At 70.4% G+C, this 5,707-nt stretch carries 6 protein-coding genes; 4 read left to right on the top strand and 2 right to left on the bottom strand.

Going from position 1 to position 5,707, the window contains the following annotated elements:
* From J5F18_RS18405 to J5F18_RS18415, 3 genes are all read left to right on the top strand, one after another.
* On the top strand, nt 1-1,018 hold a 1,018-nt coding region (locus J5F18_RS18405), incomplete at its 5' end, for an ABC transporter substrate-binding protein (RefSeq protein WP_346299973.1).
* Nucleotides 1,019-1,124: 106 nt separating this feature from the next.
* Nucleotides 1,125-2,108, top strand: a complete 984-nt coding sequence (locus tag J5F18_RS18410) for a LacI family DNA-binding transcriptional regulator (protein WP_346299974.1) — start codon at nt 1,125-1,127, stop codon at nt 2,106-2,108.
* Nucleotides 2,109-2,255: 147 nt separating this feature from the next.
* Nucleotides 2,256-3,224 carry a DMT family transporter gene (locus tag J5F18_RS18415; protein ID WP_346299975.1) on the top strand — a complete coding sequence of 323 codons (969 nt, stop codon included), beginning with the start codon at nt 2,256-2,258 and terminating at the stop codon, nt 3,222-3,224.
* A 117-nt stretch (nt 3,225-3,341) separates the two neighbouring features.
* On the opposite strand, the gene J5F18_RS18420 is transcribed toward J5F18_RS18415, so the two are convergent.
* Nucleotides 3,342-4,334, bottom strand: a complete 993-nt coding sequence (locus J5F18_RS18420) for a kelch repeat-containing protein (protein ID WP_346299976.1) — start codon at nt 4,332-4,334, stop codon at nt 3,342-3,344.
* Nucleotides 4,335-4,488: 154 nt separating this feature from the next.
* Nucleotides 4,489-4,830 carry a hypothetical protein gene (locus J5F18_RS18425; protein WP_346299977.1) on the bottom strand — a complete coding sequence of 114 codons (342 nt, stop codon included), beginning with the start codon at nt 4,828-4,830 and terminating at the stop codon, nt 4,489-4,491.
* Between the two features lie 139 nt (nt 4,831-4,969).
* Between J5F18_RS18425 and J5F18_RS18430 the strand changes: the two genes are divergently transcribed.
* Nucleotides 4,970-5,536 (top strand): helix-turn-helix domain-containing protein, encoded by a 567-nt coding sequence (locus J5F18_RS18430; protein ID WP_346299978.1) that lies wholly within the window; start codon nt 4,970-4,972, stop codon nt 5,534-5,536.
* Nucleotides 5,537-5,707 lie beyond the last annotated feature (171 nt).

Raw genomic sequence — 5,707 nt, forward strand, 5'->3', positions numbered from 1 at the left:
CGTGCTGATGATCGACACCGTCTGGCCCGGCCTGCTCGCCCCCCATCTGGTGGATCTCGCCGAGTACCTGCCCGAGGACGCCGCCGAGGGCTTCTTCCCGGCGATGATCGACAACAACACCGTGGACGACCGCCTGCTGGCTCTGCCCTGGTTCACCGACGCCGGCCTGCTCTACTACCGCACGGACCTGCTCGAGCAGTACGGCCACGACGTTCCCCAGACCTGGGCGGCGCTGACCGAGATCGCCCGCGAGATCCAGAACGCCGAGCGCGAAGCGGGCAACGAGCGCATGCACGGCTTCGTCTTCCAGGGCCGCGCCTACGAAGGCCTGACCACCAACGCCCTGGAGTGGATCGCCAGCTACGGCGGCGGCACCATCGTCGACGACGAGGGCAATGTCACCGTCAACAACCCCCTGGCCGCCGAGGCGCTGACCCTGGCTGCCACCTGGGTCGGCGACATCGCGCCGCGGGGCGTGCGCAACTACATGGAAGAAGAGGCCCGCGGGGTCTTCCAGTCGGGCAACGCGGTCTTCATGCGCAACTGGCCCTACGTCTGGGCCCTGGGCCAGGCAGAGGGCACCCCCATCCAGGGGCACTTCGGCGTGGCGCCCCTGCCCCGCGGCCCCGAGGGCGAGTCGGTGGCGACCCTGGGTGGCTGGAGCTGGGCGGTATCGCGCTACTCGGCCCACCCCGAGGCTGCCGTCGACCTGGTGGCCTACCTGACCGCCGAGGCCCAGCAGAAGTCCCATGCCCTCCAGTTCGGCAGGAACCCCACCCGGGAAGCGCTCTACCAGGACGGGGAGGTGCTCGCGGCGCAGCCCTTCATCGGCGAGCTCTACGACACCCTGGTGGGCGGCGTACCGCGCCCGGCCAGCGTCACCGGCGAGCACTACCCGCGGGTGTCCAACGCCTTCTTCAATCGCGTGCACGAGGTGCTCTCCGGGGACCTTGCCGCCGAGCAGGCCCTGCAGCAACTGGAGGCGGAACTGACCCGGATGGGCCGCCGCGGCTGGTGAGGCGGCCCCCTGCCTCGCGCCGCCCGCGATTTTTGGGCACAATCGTCGGCCGTCAACCGCGGCGGCCCCGGGTAGGGACGGCGGCCGCTCGAACCGCGAGGCAGAGATGAGCAGAGAGCCGTCGAAGTCGGCGACCATCCGTGAAATCGCACGGCGGGCCGGGGTGTCCATCGCCTCGGTCAGCCGTGCGCTCAACGGCAAGCCGGGGCTGAGCGAGGCGCTGCGTGACCGGATCCTGGCGATCAGCCGCGAGATCGAGTACCGGCCCAGTGCCGCCGCCCGCCAGCTGATCAGCGGCAAGGCGGCGGTGGTGGGCATCTCGCTCGGGCGCCAGGAGATCGAGCTGCGCCCCTATTACATCCTGCTCTACCAGCACCTGACCCTGGCCCTCCACGAGCAGGGCATGGTGCCGATCTTCTTCGCCCACGACCAGACGGCGACGCTGCCCGAGCAGGCCGGTGCCGCCATCCTGCTGGGCGGATTTCCCGACGATACCCGCGCGGCCTGGCTGATCGAGCAGGGGGTGACCGCTGTGCGGATCGGCGAGGCCGGCGAGGGCTTCTCGGTGGCACCGGACGATCGTCATGGCCTCTATCTGGTGACCCGCCACCTGATCGCCCAGGGCCGGCGGCATATCGCCTTCCTGGGGGGCGAGCTGGCGCAGCCGACCCCGCACCCGCGTCTCCAGGGCTACCGCCTGGCCCTGGCCGAGGCCGGCCTGACCGAGCAGCTCATGAGTCTGCCCCACGAGGCCGTCGCGGCCTCCCTGACCAGCTACCGCGCCCTCAGGCGACGGCTAGCCGAGGCCGGCGGGACGACGCTGCCCTTCGACGCCCTGGTCTGTGCCACCGACGAACTGGCGCTGGGTTGCCTGGCCGCCCTGGAGGACCATGGCATCGCCGTGCCCGAAGAGGTGGCGGTCACCGGCTTCGACGACCTGCCGGTCCTGGCCAGCGGCCTGACCACGGTGCGCCAGGACATCGCCGCCATCGCCGCCACCAGCGTCACCCTGCTCGGCGAGGCGCTGGCCGGCAAGCCGCCGCGCCACGTCTCCGTCCCGGTGGAACTGGTGGTACGCCAGAGCGGCTGAGCCACCTGGCATGCCTTCCGTACGTTCGCTCTCTCATCAGGCCACTTTTGGGCGTGTCGTGACCACGCAGGCCGGGGGCGTTTTCCGACCTTCACTTAATTTGGCCAGCGCCGAGACTAGCGACACCGCTGGAAAAGGAGATACCTCATGCGGCAAGGACTCCCGAGGCGCGCCCGCGGCTACCTGATCACCGGCGCCGGGGTACTGTTGCTCTCGCCGGACGCCCTCTTCGTCAAGGACACTGAGGTCCCTGTGGAGGTCTTCATGTTCTGGCGAGCGCTACTGTTGGGGTTGGCACTCGGCGCGCTGGCCCTGGCCCGCTATGGCCGCGGGCTGCCCGCAGCAGTGAGCGCCTGCGGCCCTGCGGCTCTGTGGTGCCCGCTGGCCTTTGCCGCAAGCGCCTGGGGGTTCGTGGCGGCAGTACGCCTGACCGCCGCAGGCAACGTGCTGGTGATCCAGAACCTGGCGCCCCTGGTGGCAGGACTGATGGGGCTGCTGTTGTTTGGTCAGCGCTTGAGAGCACAAACCTGGGTAGTGATCCTGCTCTGCATGCTGGGAGCAGGTCTGATGGCTGGCGGTGAACTAGGCCAGGGCTCTCCGCTGGGACTGGTGGTGGCCCTGGTGATTCCACTGTCGATCGCCGTCAACATGACCGTGGCCAGCGCTCAACGCGGCGTGGATACCACCGTGATCCTGCCCCTGGGCTGCCTGATGATGCTGCTGCCGGCCCTGGCCCTGGGCGGCATGCAGCTACCTCCCCTGGCGGATCTGCTGCGCCTGTTGCTGTTGGGGCTGGTCTTCCTGCCGGCGGCCTACCAGCTGATCCAGACCGGACCTCGCTACCTGACCGGCGCCGAGGTCAGCCTGGTGATGCTGCTGGAGACCCTGGTGGGAACCCTGCTGGTGTGGTGGTGGGTTAGCGAAGTGCCGCCGCCGCTAGCCTTCGTCGGCGGCGGACTGATCCTCGTCGCCCTGCTCGGCGGTGGCCTGCTGGACCTGCTGCGGCAGCGCCGCAAGGTGGCCGACGGCGCCCCGGACCCGCATCAAGTTATCGGCGAGGCCGATGGCGCCCTGTCGGAATCGCTGCGCTCAGACCAACTATTAACCCAGGAGTGAGCGACTGAAATCGATATAGGCATTGCGGATGGACGAACTGATGGGCTCAGTCTTTTCGCGAATCTCGACGATCTTCGTACTGGGTCTCCATGGGTAACGACGTCAGGCCAGGAGCGTTCACTCCTCGGGGACCAGTCGCTCGTTGACGTCGGAGAAGGCGAAGCCGGCCTCCGGCCCCCCGGCGATGACGTAGATGGCCCCCGCCACCGCCGCCGCGTCCAGGCCATGGCGGGCCGTGGGCATGGCGGGCAGGCGCTCCCAGCGATCCTCCGCCGGGTGGTAGCGCTCCGCCTCGTCGAAGGTGCGCCGCTCGGGGGTGAAGGTCTCGCCGCCGAACAGGTAGACCCAGCCGTCGAGCACCGCCACGGCGACCCCGCTGCGCCCGGTGGGCACCGGGGCGCCCTCCTCCCAACGATCCTCCGCCGGGAGATAGATCTCGTTGGTGGTCAGGCGGAAGGTGGTGTCGTCGCGACCGGCGAGCACCACGATGCGACCGTCGATGGCGGCGGCGCGGTGGTGGTTGCGCGGGGTGGGCAGGGCCGCGCGTTCGGTCCACTCGTCGCGCTGCGGGTCGTAGGCCTCGTGGGCGCCCACATCCTCCCGGCCGTGGGTGGTGCCGCCGATGGCGTGGATGCGCCCGTCGAGCACGGCGGTGGCCAGGGCGCCCCGCGGGGTGGGCAGCGACGGGCCCTGGCGCCACTCATCTGCGTCGAGGTCGTAGATATGGAAGGCGTCGATGGGGGTGAAGCTGGCCTCGTCGTAGCCAGCGATCAGGTAGAGCCGGCCGTCGTGGTACTCGAAGCCGGCGTGATTGACGCCCCGCGGCAACTCGGTGAGAGACTCCCAGCGGTCGTCGGCGGGGTCATAGACGAAGAGCGTGCGCGGCGCCGTGGCGCTATCCTCCCCCGCCTGCAGGAAGCCGCCGGCGAGGAAGATGCGCTCGCCGTCGGTGGCCACGCTGACCTCGGTGCGCGCCTCGGGCAGCGGTGCCATCCGGCGCCACTCGCCGGAGGCCTCCGGCACATCGGCGGCGGCCAGGGGGGCCACCAGGCAGAGCCCCAGGGCAACGCCCAGCCAGCCGCCTCGGAAATAACCTGCTCGGGATGACATGCTCCACCTCCTCGGCCGCCGTCTCCCACGCCATGCCCTGCCGTGCCGTGCGCACAGCGGCGACGTGGCAACCTCCCTTCAGCCTAGCAGGCGAGCACGGAGCGGCCTCTGCCTTCCTGTCGGGCAATGCCTCGCGCTCTTCTGGCCTGCCGGCTCAGCGGCGCCACGCCAGGGCGCGGGCGAACTCCTCTCGGTAGGCGGCCTCATGCCGGTCTGGATCGGGGGGAAAGCGGCCGAGCTCGACCGCCAGGTCGAAGAAGCCCTGCCGGGGCTGGTCGCCGCGGCGACTGACCACCAGGGTAGCGATCAGCGGGTGCCCGGCGGCGGCGTCTTCGCGCATCAGCGCTTCCAGGGCCAGGGCCACGCGCTGGATGGTGCGCGGCGGGGCGAGGCCCAGCGCCTCGGCGGCCTGCTGGTAGGTGATGGGCAGCGATGCAGCGGGCAGGCCCTCGAGCAGCGCCCGCAGGCGCGGGGCCAGTTCGGTTTCCTGGGTCATGGGCATTCTCTCCTGTGCTTCTGTCGGCTGCGGCAAGGCCAGGTCGATCCTACACGACGGCATCGCTTGACACCGCCGGGTCGCCTGTCCTTAAATGGGCGCATATTTAGATAGATCGGTCTATATAGGAGCACCCCCGATGCCCGCCTCCAAGCGCGACCAGCTGCTCGCCACGGCCGAACGGCTCTTCTATGAGCAGGGGTTCCACGCCACCGGCATCGACCGCATCGTGGCCGCCGCCGGGGTGGTGCGCATGACGCTCTACAACCACTTCGCCTCCAAGGAGGCGCTGGTGGCGGCCGTGCTGCAGGCCCGCCATGAGCGCTTCCTCGCCAGCCTGGAGGCGGCCATGGCCGCGGCCGCGCCGGGCCAGGCGACGCTGGCGCTGGTCGATGCACACGGCGACTGGCTGGAACGCTACAGCCGGCACGGCTGCATCATGGCCAAGGCGATGGGCGAGTTCGCCGAGCACAGCGCCGAGATCCATGCCATGGCGGCGGGCGCCAAGGCCGACCTGCTGGCCCGCCTGGAGGCCGCCGTGGCCCGCGATGGCCTGGACCACCAGGCCGGCCTGGCGCGGCGCCTCTTCCTGGCGCTGGAGGGCAGCAATACCGCGGTGGCCCTGCTGGGCCCCGAGACTGCCCTGGCCGACACCCGGGCCCTGGCCGAGACCCTGATCGCCACGGCGCGAGGTGTCACCCCATGAGGCCGCTCTCCCCTCTCGGCATGGCGGCGCTGGGCAGCGGGGTCATCGCCATCACCTACGGCCTGGCGCGCTTCGTGTTCGGGCTCTTCCTGCCGGCGATGCGCGACGAGCTGACGATCACCCCCGCCATGGCGGGGGTGATCGGCGCCCTGCCCTTCCTGAGTTTCGTCT

Source organism: Halomonas sp. BM-2019 (genome assembly GCF_017584085.1).

What these genes read in the sequence shown, in the direction of transcription:
- J5F18_RS18410 (WP_346299974.1), top strand. Translation starts at nt 1,125, where the DNA reads ATGAGCAGAGAGCCGTCGAAGTCGGCGACCATCCGTGAAATCGCACGG.
- J5F18_RS18415 (WP_346299975.1), top strand. Translation starts at nt 2,256, where the DNA reads ATGCGGCAAGGACTCCCGAGGCGCGCCCGCGGCTACCTGATCACCGGC.
- J5F18_RS18420 (WP_346299976.1), bottom strand. Translation starts at nt 4,334, where the DNA reads ATGTCATCCCGAGCAGGTTATTTCCGAGGCGGCTGGCTGGGCGTTGCC.
- J5F18_RS18425 (WP_346299977.1), bottom strand. Translation starts at nt 4,830, where the DNA reads ATGACCCAGGAAACCGAACTGGCCCCGCGCCTGCGGGCGCTGCTCGAG.
- J5F18_RS18430 (WP_346299978.1), top strand. Translation starts at nt 4,970, where the DNA reads ATGCCCGCCTCCAAGCGCGACCAGCTGCTCGCCACGGCCGAACGGCTC.